Here is a 15,312-nt window from a genome sequence, read left to right as displayed (position 1 = left end):
TCACCAGTCCTTGAACGAGGTGCCGTCGCGCGCAGTGCCTGCCGCACCGCTCTTCACGTCCGCCACGCCGCCCAGCGACGCATCGGCGGGCGGCAACGGCACCCAGCTATGGGAACTCTGGGTGTAGGGATCGACCGGCAGATTGCGCAAGTAGCGCTCCTTGACCAGATCGTCCAGCGTCTCCGGATAGACATTGCGGTCCGCATAAAAATGGTCCAGCGCGTTGCGCAAGACGTGCAAGTCCTCCTTCAGCACGTCTTCCTTGGTGCGGTCGATATTGCCGAAGTAGCGCGGCGACGCAATCGCCACCAGCATGCCGATAATCGCCAGCGCCACCAGCAGTTCTATCATGGTAAAGCCACGATGTGTTTTAGCCATCACCAGTCCTTGTAAGGCACACCGTTCAAGCCAGTCTTGTCCGTGGTCGAGTAGACATCGAACACATCGGCGCCTGAACGCGGTTTGTCGGGCGCCGAGGCAAAACTACGCAGTCCCCACGTGGCAGCCGCTTCCGGCGCTGCAGTGGCATAGAAGGGATCGCGCGGAATGCGCCGCAGGAAGTACAGCGGTTTGCCGTCGTTTTTCTTGTCCGGCACGCCGTTCACCAGGTCGCCCAGCGTGGGCGGATAGCCGCTCGCGCCTGAATCCACAGGATCAATCCGTTTATCGTCCACCGCTTTTTTATACGCATCGATGGCGGTACGGATTTCATACAGCGCCACGCGCAGCGCCTGTTCTTTCTGGCGCTTGACCGTGGTCTCGATAAAAGGCACGGCCACCGTCGCCAGCAAGCCCAGAATCGCCGATGCCGCCAGCAGCTCGATCAGGCTGAAGCCGCGTGCGGACCGCCAGCGCGCCCGTAATACCCTCATGGCGTGACCTTGAACCGCTGCGCGGCCGGCAAGCCTGGCCGGCCAATGGCCAGCTTGGCGCCGATCGGCGTCATGGCGATCACCGCAATGCTGGTGCTGTCGGCGCCATTGATGGGCGCCTTGGCCTTGACGCCAACAGCCAGCAGGCGGCCGCGCCCCTGCGTGCCATCGCCTTCGCTGATACTGAGGCCCACCGAGGCCCTGCCGCCCGCAGCATCGATGGTCTTGCTGAACGTGCCCTTGCCGGTCTTGCTGAAATAGTCGCCCGATTCGATTGACACCACGTCCAGTTCCGCCGGATTGAACGCCAGTTGCAGCGAAGTGGCGCGCAGCAGCTCGGGACTATCCAGGTTCAGATACAGCGTGGCCTGCTCGCCCACCTTGAGCGTGCCCGGCCCTTCCCAGCCCAGCTTGGGCGCATTGGCCGAAGTCGGTTCCGAGGCCGGCACCGCAGCAGGCGACGGGCCGCCCGGCGTGGCCGGCGCCGCGCGTGGGCCCGCGCCATCGGCGGTTGCGCCGGGCTGGCTGTCAAACGAACGCAGTTGCAACGGCCGGTTACGCAGGCTGGCTTCGGTGCCGGACCAGAAGGCTTCGGCCGCAGGCTGCTTGCGCTGGACATTGCGGATCAGGTGCGGTGTGATCGACAGCACAATCTCGGTCTTCTTGCGATTATCGCTCTGGCTGCCGAACAGGCGGCCCAGCACCGGCAGCTCTCCCAGCAACGGCACCCGGTTGGCGGCGCTGCGGTCTTCATCGTTGATGAGACCGGCCATGATCTGGGTTTCCCCGTCTTTCAGGCGCAGCGCCGTGTTCACATTGCGCGTACCGATCTGGTACGCCAGCGAACCGCTATTGGTCTTGACCGAAGATACCAGCGAGCTGACCTCCAGCGCCACCTTGAGGCCGACTTCATCGCGCAGGTGGATGTCCGGCTCCACCTCCACCTTCAGGCCCACATCCAGGTATTGGATATTCTCGCTGACGAAGTTGCCGTTGCTGGTGGTGGTCACCACCGGCACCTTGTCGCCGATCAGGAACTTGGCTTTCTCGCGGTCGCGCACGCGGATGCGTGGATTGGCCAGCAGGTTGGCGTCGCCATCGGTTTTTTGCAGATTGATGACGGCGCTCGGTGGCGTAATGCCGATCTGCGTCGAATTAATGCTCTTCAAATCGCTGAGCTTCATGGTCGAAGTCGCTGTCGCAGTGCCGTTGGAGCTGTTGTTGCCGCCATTGTTGGTGGTGGTCACCGCCAAAGGCGATACCGTGAACTGGCCATTCCACTGGATGCCCAGGTTGAGCAGGCGGTTGCGGTTAATCTCCAGCACCTCGACTTCAAGCATGACCTCTGGCTCTTCAAGGTCCTGCAGCGCGATCAGCTTTTCCGCCAGCGCAATCGACTCCGGACTTTCACGCAACACCAGCATGTTGTACTTGTCGTCGACATAGATGTCTTTCAGCTTGAGCACCGTCTTGAGCATGGTGGCCGCCTGCTTGGCATCGACATTGGCCAGATAAAACGCCTTGACCATGAGGTCCTGGTATTCGCGCAGCTTGGCCGGCGTATTGGGATAAATCAGCACGCTGCTGGCGTTCAGAATCTTCTTTTCCAACTGGCCGGTCGACAGGATCACATCAATCGCATCGTCCAGCGTGGTCTGCTTCAGAAACACCGTGGTGCGCTGATCGCCTTTGACTTCGCGGTCAAAGATGAAGTTGATGCCGGTGGTGCGCGACAAGGCGTCGAACACCATCTTGATGCTGGCATCGCGGAATTCCAGATTGATGGGTTTTTTGTACACGCCACTGAGTGTGGGCACAGCAGGCATTTCAATCGTCTGCTGCGCCTCGATTTCCGCCAGCAGGGCTTTGGCGTCTTCCTGGCCGGGATGGCGCTTGAGCACCAGCGCTGCCAGTTCGGCCGCGCGCGTTACATCACCCTGCTTATACGCCTGGCGCGCCTTCGCCGCATCGGCCGCAGCACGGGCGGTTGCCGCCAGCGACTCCAGCCCGGCCAGTGCGCGCGCATTGTCACGTTCATAGCCCAGGATGGTCTTGTAAGCCTGCTCCGCGTCCGCCGCCTTGCCCAGTGCGGCTGCTTCGGCCGCGCTGGCCAGCAGACGCGCCGTAGCCGTCTCACGGGCGCGTAGCCAGTCGTTGCGGTACTCCACGTCCTTGGGCTTCAGCTCGGCGGCCTTGGACAGTTCCGCCACCCCCTTGCCATAATTGCCCTCATCAATCGCGTGAAGCCCATCGCGGTGATGCTGTTCAGCAGCGCAGCCCGCCAGCAACAGGCATAGCACCACACTGGCGCCATAACGCTGGCCGTATCGTACAAAGGGAAAAGTCATGGTCAGTTTTCGCGTGCGGGAAATACCAGCGCCTGTTTGGCGCTGGTGGGTAGATGTTCAAATTCAATCTGGGTCGGCGTAATGCCCAGCACCTTGTAGGTGGCGTCAACCACGTCGCCCGGTTTCAGGACGTAGGCCTGGTCGCCGCGCGCCAGATACACAGTCTGCTCGCTGCCATCGACCAGGCTGCCGACGTAGCGGAACGGCAGTTCGGGCGGTCCCGCAGGCGTCAGGTCGACCGGCGCCACGACCAGCGGCGCTGGTGCCGGCGGCGGCGCGGGTGGTGGCGGCGCGGACCAGCCGCGCGGGGCAAAGGGATCGCGTCCCGCCTCAGCCTGCTCCGTTTCGGCCACAGTCTCCGCACTCAGGTTTTCCACCAGCGTGCTGGGCGCTGTTTGTGGCGCGCGCGCCGCACTGGGTAGCGCAGGGCTGGCCAGATCGTCCTCCAGCGGGTAATACATCGCCACCAGCGTCAACCCCAGCGTGCCGAGCAGCAGTGCCCAGCGCAGGCGCGTGTTACTTGGCATGCGCGTCCTTCCTGAAGAAGGCCGAGAACGCCAGCTCGCAGGTCGGCGCCACCACCGCGATGTCCGAGCGGGTACAGCTGATGCTGTCCAGGTCGACATGCGGCAAGCTCGACGACACGTCGTCCGCGAACTGGCGGATGGCGGGATAAGCTGCGGTCACCGACAGCGTGATCCGATAACGCAAATAGGGATGCTGCGTGCCGTCCTCCAGTACATAGCCCACCTCGTCAATCGGCAAATTATTTTCGCCAGCGACCTTGCCCAATTGTTCCACCAGCTTGGCATTATCGAACCACGGCAGATTCGGTGCCAGCGATGCAGGCGTGTACGGCGTGGACACCGGCGTGCGCGCCTTGCTGCGCAGCTCGGTGAGCTCAAGACGGTGTTGTGCTAAATGTTGAGTCCCGAGAGCAACTGACGCGAGTGCCAGCAGCAGCGCCAGCCCGGCAATACAGCACGCCACGAAGCTGGCAGGCGCAGCCTGAACCAGCTTGCGGGTGTAGAAACGAACGAAGGACAGGCCACCATTCATGGCTGGCCCATCCACGTTGCGCAATCACAAACGGAAAAGGAGCGAGGACTTTCCTCGAGCAAGAGAAGCATGTTTCGTAATCGATTTTGGGGCGCGGAAGCAAGCCAGGCGAACAAGTGATCCGTATGCTCGAAGGCATCCTCGGCAGGCCCGGAGATGCACAAGCAGGGGATATTATCACAAAAACACCTAAATTACCCCTTGGAAATTGCTTTTTAAGAAAATTTCTTCCATTTGAACTGGCGCACTAGATAATAATAATGAGGGGCTAAAGAGGCCCAATATTAAGCCGTCGCCCTATTACTGGCATCCTGCCCTCTTTCGGAATGCCCCCACGAGGCTTAGTGTTCGCTTGCACGCCGATCTGACCCAGTGCGATTGCCCCGCCTTTGACGCCGACAAGCCTGCGAATGAATACTCTCCGCCTAAACTGCATGGGTCATTCGGCGTTACAAATCGATGCCTGAGGTTGGGTCAAGATCTCATGCAAATCAACACTTAACTTTCTCGTCGCCTAAAAACTACTCGAACAGGTTCATTCGGCCAAGGAATTGGATCTTGCGAGACAACAATGTCAACAGAGTAGGCAATAGGCCCCTCCTGTAGAGCTTCAAACTGACAGCAAACATCGGCTATTTCTTCTCTATCTTCTTCGCTCTCTTCAGACAAAATGAAAATTAAAATCCAAGCATTTCCATCATTGGACAAACCAACCAGACGAAAATTCTCTGAAACAGCACCTAATAGGGACTGCACAATTCTTAGTGTCTGGATGACCCATATTTGATCAGTAAATTCATATTTCATCTTGGTGTCCAATTCGGATTCATAGGTACAACACTTGGAGCCGATGTCCCCTTAATCATGAATACATTTGTCGGCTGGTTAGGGAAGCTAGGAAGATTTATATTTGTACCTGTTACCCCGTCAAATCGAATAACCGGGAATCCCGCTTGGGAAGCACCTAAAATTTGTGTATTTCCGGCCCTGTACGCATCTAATACCTTCTGTGCGTCTGATACGCTGTTAAGCACACCACCACCGCGATATTCGTTACGGCCAGATACATGCCGCAACTGCTTTTGGCTAACTTTAGGTGCAACCTCAGGAAAATTACCTACAGTCAAAGGTGGCGGAGCTTCCGGAGAAGTAGGTATTTTTACGCCACGAGATGCGACGATCATAACCGTTGCGATTGTCGCGTCACGATCCTTATTTAGCAAATTATCTGCCGCAGCAGCAGCCATGTCCGAATCACCAGCAATACCACCGCCTATGAAATGGATAAGGTTACTAGCTGTAGTTGCAGTGGCTTTGACAGCCTCAATACCTGCTCCAATAAAGCCATTTTCGGTGATATCGGAAACTCGAGGCAAATGATTATCTGCCCAACTTCCGCTGTTTGCCGATGGGTTTTTTACATTCACCATCTGGCTACCGTTGCTATCAACTCTCGTAGCAACACCGTTTATTGCTACTGCCTTAATTGTAACATTGCCATCCTTATCCTTTGTACCGACTACACAAGTACCGCATTTTTCAGCAATCTTTTCTGCTGCATCGCAGCGGCGAGTCATATGCTCACCCGTATTGGATTCTCCGCACGACGCAAAACCTGTCGGATCGATCAGATTCGTCGGATTATTGAGCACATAGCTGTAGCGATTATAGCTCTGGCCGTTCACCGGGTCCTGCACCAGCGGATCGGCTGACAGGAAGCGGCCCACCAGCGGATCGTACACACGGCCATTCATGTGCACCAGGTCCAGGTTGTCGAGCATCTCATGGCCCGTAAAGCCTCGGTTGTCGGTCTTGCCGTCCAGCTTGTCCGGTGTTGCACTACCACCGTCCGGCTTGCCATCGAGCGTACGGCGCTTGCCCCAGGTGTCGAACACCGTACTTTCGCGTAGCTTGCCCGTTTCGTCACTCAGGCCAAGCACGCTACCCAGGCGATCAACATAGGTCCAGTTCAATTCGGCCGTGCTGGCGCCCGGGCGATCGATTTCCACACCTGCGCCATTTGGCCAGTATGTTTTCACGGTCACCTTATCGCCTTTAATTTCGACTTCCTGGGCGCCCGCATAAATGGTCTGCATCACACCGCCACTGCCGTCCCTGCGTTCCTGACGCACGCGCTGGTGCTCCGGGCCGTAGGCAAAACTACTAAGGTCGTTGCCTTTCCTGAGCGTCAACGGCATGTCGAAGCTGGTCCAGGCGGCACCGCGCCCCGCTCCATCCAGCAAGTTACCGTTATCGTCGTAATTGAACTGCCCCAGCAGCGTGGTGCTGCTGACCGCATGTGGCCGTACCGCAGTTGCGCCACTGTTCGGATAGCTATAGGTACCTGCTGAAGGCTTGACCTTGATATTGCCAGATGGGTAGTAATCAAAGTACTGCGCCTCCTGGCCTACGACCTGGCTGAACTTGACGCGCTCCAGGTCGTCATAATCGAAGTTCTCCTGGAACATCACGGTTTGTCCCGCGCTGCTCATCCATGACTGGGTGCGGTTGTACACGCTACCGATCGCGTTGTAGGTATAACCATCCTGCAGCAGCGCGGCGTTGGCGCCGTCCACTAGGCTGCCGCCATTCAGACGCGCACTGTACTTGTTGTAGTCGTATTTCGCCGTCAGGCCATTGCCCAGTGCGATTACTGTCGCACGGTTGGCGGCGTCCTGGGTTTGCACCTCCCACAGCACCAGGTTGCCGCGCTCGATACGGCTCGGATAACCATAGGCGTTGTAGCGCGTAACGAAAGACTTCGCTGTGTCGCTGCCGCGCTGGTAGGTTTGCTTGGTGACGCGCGACCACAGGTCATAGCTAGGCTCCGCTGAATAGTTGGCATCGGACAGTATCTGCTCGACCTTGCCCGGACGGCCTAACGTGTCGTAGCTATGCAGGCGGCGGTAGTCCCGCTTGGCCGCCTTGCTCAGGTAGGTATAAGCTTCCGACAGTTTGCCTTTTGCTGCGGTGCCAACGTCAAACTCCCAATGGCTTTCCAGATCGCTCTCGTAGCGTCCGGTCATGCGATCGAGCAGGTCATACTCGAAGCGGGTCGAATTAACCGGATCATCATTCTTGCCGCCGGCGGCCTTGCGCTGGTTCGGACTGGTCTGGCGATAGATGCGGCCCAGCGGATCGATGTCGTAATGCATCCAGCCCAGGTCGGGATCGTGCAGATCGGTCTTGCGCCCCAGCAGGTCATACTCCACCTTGATGACGTTCTGTTCCGGATCAGTGGTCTGGGTCAGGTTACCGAAAGCATCGTAGAGGAAGCTGGTGCTATTGTTCAGCGCATCCATCACAGATACCAGTTGCCCGATCTCATCGCGCTTTTCGGTACGCGTCTTTCCACGCGCATTGGTGATGGTCGTGGTCAGGCCTGAATAAGCATACTTCAGGGTCTGTTCCGCCCCGCCCTCGTCCAGCGTCACCACGTTCAAGACGCGGTTCAGCTCGTCGTATTGCTGGCGGCTGGCCAGCTGGGCGCTGGTGCCCTCAAAGCTAGGCTGGTCGGTTTCAAAGACGCGGCCGCGATCATCGTAACGTTTGGCGCTCACCGTGACCTTGCCGTTGAGATTCCAGCTGCTGGCTTGTACTGGCCGTCCCAGACTGTCGTTGTACACCAGCGCAGGTACCGCGATGCGGTCCGTCCCGTGATAGCGCTCGACGATCTGCACCGTCGTAGCGCCAGCGCTGCAGCCGGTGCAGTCCTTCAGGTAAGTGCGGGTCTCGTTGCCGTCCGGTGTGCTCTCTTTTGTAGCGCGGCCGAAACCGTCCGTCTCCCATTTCACGGTCAAGGTATTTGGGTCCGTCACGCTTTTTGGCGCACCGGTTCCCGGGAAATACTCGCGTGTGGTCTCGTGACCCAGCGCATTGCTCTGCCAGACCGCATAGCGGCCGTTGCCATCGTAGCGGGTATTACTGGCGCGGCTGAAGGCCGTGCCCAAGGCCCCCTTCCAGCTTTGCGTGGTTTTGCTGACCAGGCCAAAGGCATTGCCCGAGCGATCGTACTCGGTTTTCACTTCTAGTACCGTATTGCCTGGCTCTATGGTTTCCGAGGTCAGCAGGCCAGTATCGGCGTTATAGGCATAGCTAGTGCTACGCGTGAGCGAGGCAACGCCCGGTGCCGCTTTGGTGACACTCACCTTGTCCGGCAGGCCCCAGCGCTTGTGGTTATCGTCGTTATAGGTTTTGGTCACCGTTGTTTTGTAGGTGCCCGCAGTGCCTATCGTGCTGACCTCCTGCGTCGCCACATTTCCCCAGCAATCCGGTTTCTGGTTGGTGGTCGTGGTATCGGACAAGGCCAGACCCAGCAGATCCTTGCGCACCACGCGGCTGGACTTGACGTATGGATAGGAGGTCATGCTGCACGAATCGGCCGCGGTCAACACATCCGGCGTATTGGTGGTTTCCGATAGCACAATGCCGCCGCTCGAGGTCACGGTTTCGCGCAGCGCCATGCCGGTATAAGGCCAGGTCTGGCTATACGTGACCTTGGTGGTGATGCCAGTAGCGCGCGTGGTGTCGAGCACGTCCAGGCTGGTCACGCTGGCATAGCCCAGCGAGCCACGGCCCTGCTGGTCGACCATCGGATCCTGGTAGCTGTACTGGGTAACGCGTGCCGGCTGACTGCCGTTGTCGCTGTACAGGCGACGCACCATCTTGCCCGGATTCATGGACGAACGCTGGGGATAATTCAACGCCTGCGCGGTGCGCGACACCACGCCGCTGGCCAGGCCATCGACATACTCGACCGTTGAGACAGCTTTCACGCCATTGGTCACTGCATAGATCCGGTCCAGTGCCTGCCCTGTCACCGCCACATCCACCGGTGCAAAGAGCTCCCAGCGGCCGTCTTCGATCCAGGAGCCATCGCCGGCATTGTTGATTTTGCCGCTGTGGTAATACACCAGTTGCGGACGGCCAGTGCCGAGCAAGTCCATCACATAGACCTGGTCATCCAGTTTGGCGGGCGTATCACCTGGAAACACCGCTGTCGAAATCGGCAGCTTCAAGCCTTGCCACGGCACGCAGACGAAGTTGCTATCGCCAGTGCGCGAACCGTCTACGCTAGCGTCCCCCTGGATGCGGCACATCTGGATGTTGCCGCTGTGCTTGGGCGCGCTTCCGCTCTGATAGATCATGTCTTCCATGAGCACAGCGGGATAACCATCGCCGTAGAAGTTACCGACCGCCAGTATAGCCTTGTACTGGTCGCCACTGAACTTCTTGCGGATGCTGCAATCGAGTGCGCGGCCGGTGGACAGGCACAGCGTGGCCTCTGCGCGCGTCAGGCTGCCATTCGCCGCACGCTCCTTGAACCCAAACAACACGCTGTTATAGCCGGAGCCGTTGAAGTCGGCCGTCAGCGTTCCGCTTTGCAGCGGACGCTCGAACTCATACGGCCCCAGGCACGTGCCGTCACTGCATGGAAGCTGATAGGTCTTGTAGCGGTAGGCCGTCATCGGCGCTGCCACCGTGCCTGGCAAGCCGAAGCCCGTCATGCTCAAGGTGGGGGTGAGGTTGACCCAGTTTCGCAAGATCTCGCCGCTGGCGGCGGTGTGCGTAATATAGGCCGGCTGAGACCAGCGCACATCGTACGGCTTGCCGTTGCCGCTGAAATCAACCATCTGCTCGAAACTCACGTACTCACGTACCGGATAGACCCGGGTGTCGTCGCTGAAGTTGACATTGATGACCGTGGTTGGCGGATTCGGCTCCACATAGGTTTTCTCACGCAAGAACAGCTTGACCGATGCGTCCATTTGGATATCGCTGTAGTGACCGGCGCGCCCGTCCCCCAGTACATCAAACACATAGGGCTGCTCTTTGGGACCATTCCTGCCAAACGCCGGCCAGTTCGTCTGGCAATTAAAGACGATGGTGCTGCTGTAGCCACTGCCCTGTGCCAATGGAGACAGGCAAATGCGCGCGCCGTTCGGCGTTGAGGCCAGCACATCCAGCGCGCCATCGCCGTTGAAGTCGCCAATATCGAGCACCACAAACGGTTCGTCCGTGCTCAGCTTGTAGTTATAGGCCGTAAAGCCGGTGCCACCGGCAGCCGCGTTATTGCGGAAATAGCGGTAATTGCCGCGCATGGTGCCCGGTTCGATCGGATTAACCTCTTCTCGCAGACGCGCACCGACACTCGGCCAGTCAGTGGGAATGACGGATGCCACACGCTTTTCCAGCACATCACTAAAGCCGTCGCCGTCCAGATCGGCAAACGCGAAGTAGTCCGCATGGGTAATGCCTTGCGGCGGACGCGTGCCGTTGAACAGGTTTTTCACGTTCAGATTGGGAGCACCGGCCCAGATGCCCTTGCTCTCAAAACCTGCCCGTTTAGCAGGATCGGGCTCGCCCCAGGCAAAACTGGTCGCCGGCAGGCATTCCGCTAACTTGCTCTGAGGATTGACGGCGCAGGCCACCACCGAGGTCAGCAAGCTGCGCCCGCTCGTGGGGCTCTGCTTGTACGCCAGCGTGTAGTCGCGCACCAGCGTGCCAGCGCTGTTCACGTCGCCGTCGAGGTTGGCGCCGACATAGGTGCGGATATTCGTCACGCGCTTGCGCATGTCGGCCCGGCTTTCGTCCATATAGCGCTTCCACGCATCGGCACGATCACCATAAACAAATTCCACCGCCGCGTGCGCGCTCAGTGCCTTGCCGCCATAGCGGATGAAGGTCGTGCGGTGCTCGCCCGTGCTCGCATCCTGTTCATAGCTGAAGCTGACATAGTTGCCAATACGATCGGTGACGCGGTCAATTGCCCAAGACTGCGCACCGCTCTTGGCAGCCGGCTGCGGTCCCTCCGGATTGCCACCCACCGTGTCGGCACTATGGATGGCGCTGACGTAGGCCTTCACAAAGCTGGAGCTCGTGCTGCCATAGGTCGATATACGCCCATCCTTAGCCTCGACCTTGAAACTGCGCTGGTCGCCGCTACCTTGGGCAAGGATGCGGGTAAAGTCGTCCAGTTCAGTACGATACTCGGCGTTATCGGCCCAGTAGTTGTCGTCCGTCAGCGTCAAATTCATCAGTACCAGCCGCTGGCCATCCAGGCACAACCGGTCACCGTGATCAAAACCGATACGCGTATTGACCCCATCCTGGGCAATGGTACGTCCGCAGCGATGGATGCTCGACAGGCCGCCCAGGCTCCAGCCCAGGCCGACGATGCCGTTGGTCGCAGAACTATCATAGTTCAGTGACAGCTTGGGCTGCATGCCTGCCGTGCCCGGTGGCACATCGAGTGCCATGCCGTAAGTGGCCGCGCCGTTTTTGTTCACCCCCAGGCTGCCAGGCAAAGTCCCGCCCATGCGATCAGCCAAATGCGGTACCTGCACCACCACCGGCATAGGATCATCCGGGGCCAGTGGACCTCGATCAACGGTCACATTCAATCCTGCAGATTTCGTCAGCAGCACCGCGTTGCTGTCGAAGGCGCGTGCTTCTAAGCTATAGGTCTGCGCCGCTGCCGGCGTCCAATTGGCCGTCCATGTCGCGCCGCTGTTGCTGCCTTCAGCGATAAGTGTGCCATTGGCATAGAAGCGCACCGCTGCCGTGACGCTACCGGTCACTGTCGCGCGCAGCGCTGCCGGTACTCCGACGCTCAGCCTGGTGTTGGCAGTGGGCGCATCCAGCGTCAACGTGGTACCGGCATTGACATAGAATGGCAAGTCTATGCTGCGTACCGTCATATTGCCCTGACGGACACGTGCGTAGGCGGTATATGGCGTCGTGCTGGCAGCCAGGCCATATTTCTGGGCTGAATACTCACCGGCAGCACCATCAGGCGATGCGGCAACATATTCGCCGTTGACCACAAAGCCTACTTCATCGAGGTTGCCGCTGTAATTGCTCAGCTTGAGCTTGAGGAAAGCCGGCTGCGGCAATGTAAAGATGGCATTGGCAGCTGGCGAGGCGATCGCAACGCGCTGGCTGCCTGGCATGGTACAGCTGTTATCTGCGCACGGCAGCACCACTGTTGCCGAGTCCGTTTCTGCATACACATACAGCGGACGTCCAGCATAGGCCGCCGTGTAATTGCTCAGGTCCAGTACAAAATGGTGGCCACCTGAACCACACTGGGCCGCCACGCTGGCGTTGTCCGCCTCTGTGCTGACATTCGCGACGCCCTGGGTCAGCGATACGCCGCCGGTGCTCAGTGTCGGCGCGTCAAGCAACACCTGATAAGCCAGTGGCGCAGTGCTGCCTGGCTTGCATAGCCAGCCAAATAGCTCCGGCGCACCGGCAGCATTGCTACGCACGCCGCCTACGGTCCCTAACAGCGTGCTGTTGCTGACGATAACAAATATCTGCTCAGAACTGGTCGGTATGCCATTGCTATCGGTAGCACGCAAGCGGAAAGCGTTCACGCCTGCCGACAAATTCAAGGTCTCGCTGAAGTTCAGCGTACGCGTACTGCCGCTGACGCGCCGCACCGGATCAATGCCATAGCCGCGCCCTGCGTCCTGAAACAGCTCCAGCGTCGCCACCGTCACATCATTGCTGGTCCCGGTGCCGGTAAAACTGACGGCCTGGGTTGGGACACCGTTGAGCCTTACGTTGCTGGGCGTGGCCGAAAGCGTCGCCATCGGTCCGGCTCCCGGGGTGACGGCAATGGAAATATTGTCAGTCGGTTTGCCAAACCAAGTCCCGCCCTCCCGCAGCATTTGCCATTGGAAATTGTAATTCGCCGCGCGCGACGGCGCGGTCACCTGAATCGTAAAGGTCGCCACCTGTCCTGGGGCTACGCTAGCGCGCAAGTAGGCACGTCCTGCCCAAGTACGGTTGTCCTGCGGATTTTGCGAACCCAGCCTATAGTTGGCAGCATCCGTCCACGTCGTAGTGCCGGTGTTAAGCATACTGACGGTGACAGTATAGGGCTGACTGGCCCGCATGGCTTTCGGTACAGTGATCTCATACTGCGTCGCGCTGTCGCCCGCCACTTGCGGGATCACATCGACCACTACTGGCGTACTGGTGCTGCTGACATTGGAAGCGTTCGTCGCACGAAGTGACAGCGTATGTCTGCCCACCTCGAGTGCAACGCTCTTATTGAACGTTGCCGTGCCACTACCTGGGTCGATCACCGCGCCATTGTCCAGCAACTCCAGCCGCGTGATGGCGACGCCGCCAACCGGGCTGGCCGTCCCCATTACGCTTACCGTGGCTTTGCCGTCGACTGCAAGATAGCTTGTATTGCGTGCCGGCAGATTCATCGATACATTAGGTGCCGGCGCTTGGACTTTCACGCTGATGGTGCTGCGGCTACTGGTGCTGCCATAGTTATCCGTGGCTTCAACGCCAATCAGATGTCCGCCAGCCGACAAGGTCTGGGTAGTGCTCAGCGAATTGCCCGAAGCAGTCGCACTTGGTACCAGATTATTATCGATATACAAGCGCATTTGACCAATGCTGGCACCGCTATCGGGCGAGGCGCTGGCCGTGATCGGTACATTCAACGTGCCGCCACTGCTCTCCAGCACCGCACCATCAGAGGGGCTGGTAATGCGTGCGGACGGAGCCGAAGGTATGACCGAGACGCTGCGCTCGACATTGACGGTCTGTCCTTTATTGTCCGTTACGCGTAGTGTGATCTTGTGGATGCCCAGCGACAGGCTCTTGCTGCCACTGATGGCGCTGTCTCTACCGCTGGCAAACGGCACTTCATTTTCCAGTAGTTGAACACTGCTTAGCGCAGCCCCGCTACCTGGTGCCGCCGTGCCGGTGAAGGTCACGGGCGCTGAGCCTCCATTCGCCACAAATCGCTCCCCCTCTTGCGGACTTGTGAACGCTGCGCTTGGTTGTGGAAAAACGACTGTGACAGCCAGCGGCCCGGTCTTGTCGCCAAACCAGCCAGCGCCATCTTGCACCATCTGCCAATCGATATCGTGGCGTCCTTGAGTAGCGGGGGCCGTCACATTAAAGCTAAAGGTGACGCTCTCTCCTGGACGAACCGCAGCGCTGAGCGGCACGCGATTGGGATTGATCCAGTTATAGTTATCTTGTGGGGACTGAGGTCCCAGGCGATATGGCTTGACGCCGTCCGGCCGCCAGGTCGAAGTCCCGGTATTGGTCATTACAACAACTACCGGGTAAGTTTGCCCTGCAATCATCGTGTTCGCTACACTTTGCCCGGCAACTCTCGCGTTGTTCGTCCCCTGGTCCGCAGTAATCGGAAAAACATTCGAATACCCCATCGAATTATTCCTGGGCTGTGCGCCGACCTGTATGGTGTGGCTCCCCGGGTCTACCAGCAGCTCGAACTTGAATTTACATAAATTGTTTATCGGATTGCCCGCAGGATCATTCACAACCCTGCAGGAAATCGATTGATTGGGCACATTATCGTAAAAAAGCCGTACGGCCTGAATAGCATCGCTAACATTGGTGGCAAGAACACCGCCCTCAACGGTCACGCTGAGCTTGCCAGTATTCGGGTCTACCGTTCCGCCGTTAGGCGGGGTGATGGAAAAACTGGGGAAGGTAACTGTTTGCTGTGCCAATGCATTCTGACTGCTTAGCAAGCCCAACACTAGGAACACAGCTACACATAGAATAAAGGTATTCGCTACAGTGCCAAGTTGGCGCACTCGTTGAAAGACCATCTAAAGCTCCAGGCCGCACCTGAAAGGTGCTTAACTATTTAATAACCTTTCTATTTTGCCTGATTTCAACGTTGGCGATTCTCACAAAAAATCACAAGCCGGAAATATTTATAAATTTTCACTACTGGCGCATTACAAGTATTTTTATTATTTAAGCAATGCACTTCGTCACTCAAGCGATGTCATTACGTCAACATTCTCTTCATTCGCACGCAAAGTTGACCAAGTATCGTTGCCCCAGCCTTCACGCCCTCTAACTTGTGAAAAAGAGCTTTGAAACTAAGTTACATGTCATGCGCCGACACAAATCTATGCTTGAGACTAGCTCAAATATACATGCACATTAACATGCTATCGCTTGCTTGAATTTGCCAGACAGCGTGGGCTCAAAAAGAAAAAGCCCCTGAAAATCAGGGGCTT

Annotated in this window: 7 protein-coding genes; all 7 read right to left on the bottom strand. The window is 58.3% G+C overall.

Features of this window, described 5'->3' with window-relative positions:
- The 7 genes from GTP58_RS06425 to GTP58_RS06395 all read right to left on the bottom strand — a co-directional run bounded on the left by GTP58_RS06425 (position 1) and on the right by GTP58_RS06395 (position 14,892).
- Complete coding sequence (locus GTP58_RS06425; RefSeq protein WP_161076708.1) at positions 1-378, bottom strand: type II secretion system protein; 378 nt, start codon at positions 376-378, stop codon at positions 1-3.
- Positions 378-872, bottom strand: coding sequence for a type II secretion system protein (locus GTP58_RS06420; RefSeq protein WP_161076707.1), 495 nt, complete (start codon positions 870-872; stop codon positions 378-380). The genes GTP58_RS06425 and GTP58_RS06420 overlap by 1 nt, the downstream gene beginning before the upstream one ends.
- Positions 869-3,220: a secretin N-terminal domain-containing protein gene (locus tag GTP58_RS06415; protein ID WP_161076706.1), complete on the bottom strand. Its 2,352-nt coding sequence runs from the start codon at positions 3,218-3,220 to the stop codon at positions 869-871. The genes GTP58_RS06420 and GTP58_RS06415 overlap by 4 nt, the downstream gene beginning before the upstream one ends.
- A 2-nt stretch (positions 3,221-3,222) precedes the next feature.
- Positions 3,223-3,747, bottom strand: coding sequence for a hypothetical protein (locus tag GTP58_RS06410; protein ID WP_161076705.1), 525 nt, complete (start codon positions 3,745-3,747; stop codon positions 3,223-3,225).
- Positions 3,737-4,279, bottom strand: a complete 543-nt coding sequence (locus tag GTP58_RS06405; protein WP_161076704.1) for a hypothetical protein — start codon at positions 4,277-4,279, stop codon at positions 3,737-3,739. The genes GTP58_RS06410 and GTP58_RS06405 overlap by 11 nt, the downstream gene beginning before the upstream one ends.
- Before the next feature lie 498 nt (positions 4,280-4,777).
- Positions 4,778-5,086, bottom strand: coding sequence for a hypothetical protein (locus GTP58_RS06400; RefSeq protein ID WP_161076703.1), 309 nt, complete (start codon positions 5,084-5,086; stop codon positions 4,778-4,780).
- Entirely contained in the window at positions 5,083-14,892 is a 9,810-nt protein-coding gene (locus GTP58_RS06395) for an Ig-like domain-containing protein (protein WP_161076702.1), read from the bottom strand. The genes GTP58_RS06400 and GTP58_RS06395 overlap by 4 nt, the downstream gene beginning before the upstream one ends.
- Positions 14,893-15,312: the final 420 nt, after the last annotated feature.

Source organism: Duganella sp. CY15W, from assembly GCF_009857555.1.
Classification (GTDB): Bacteria; Pseudomonadota; Gammaproteobacteria; order Burkholderiales; family Burkholderiaceae_D; genus Rugamonas; species Rugamonas sacchari.
The sequence above is the reverse complement of the archived record's forward strand: the minus strand, read 5'-3'. Positions and strand labels throughout refer to the sequence as shown.